This window comes from Jeotgalibacillus haloalkalitolerans (assembly GCF_034427455.1).
Taxonomy (GTDB): domain Bacteria; phylum Bacillota; class Bacilli; order Bacillales; family Jeotgalibacillaceae; genus Jeotgalibacillus; species Jeotgalibacillus haloalkalitolerans.
The window spans coordinates 1-729 of the sequence record NZ_JAXQNN010000015.1 but is presented as its reverse complement, the minus strand read 5'-3'; the positions used below and the strand labels follow the sequence as shown (position 1 = coordinate 729).

Annotated in this window: 1 protein-coding gene; it reads left to right on the top strand. The window is 38.4% G+C overall.

The window, feature by feature from the left end; translation table 11 throughout:
- Window positions 1–42 precede the first annotated feature (42 nt).
- Complete coding sequence (locus tag UFB30_RS16520; RefSeq protein ID WP_322422761.1) at window positions 43–552, top strand: helix-turn-helix domain-containing protein; 510 nt, start codon at window positions 43–45, stop codon at window positions 550–552.
- Window positions 553–729 lie beyond the last annotated feature (177 nt).

The window sequence follows — 729 nt, the reverse complement described above, 5'->3', positions numbered from 1 at the left end:
CCAATTGTTAGACACACATAACAATTGGAGGTGTAGTTTTTTATGGCAAAGTATCTTTTAGAAACGAAAATTGCGGCTGTTCATGCATATCTAGAAAACGTGAAATCCTATAAGGATATTGCTTTGGAGTACAACGTTGATCTTACAATGCTAGTCGGCTGGGTTGCCCTGTATAGGGAACAGGGATGGGCAGGCTTTCAGAGAACATATACAAATTATTCAATAGAGTTTAAAATGGACGTAATTAATTATATGAACGAAAAGGGAGCGTCCACTAGAGAAGCCTCTGCCGTATTTAATATCTCGTCTCCGAGTATGGTTTGGAAATGGCTGAACATCTATGAAACACAAGGGATTGACGCTCTCTATTCAAAGAAAAAGGGGCGTCCATCCATGAAGAAAGAACCTAAAAAGAACCCACCCATCAAAGGGTCAGATGAAGAATTAAAAGCTGAAAACGAACGGTTACGGATGGAGAATGAATATTTAAAAAAGCTGCACGCCTTAATTCAGGAAAAAGAAAAGTCACAGTACCAGAAAAAGCGCAAATAGTTTATGAATTAAGGCATGATTTTAAAGTGACAGAGCTGGTGAAAGTGGCTGAGATAAAACGCAGTACGTATTATTATTGGGTAAAGCAAATGAAACAGCCTGATAAATATGAGAAAGTTAAAGAGGTCATCCAACAGATTTTTAACCAACACAAAGGCCGATATGGCTACCGTCGAA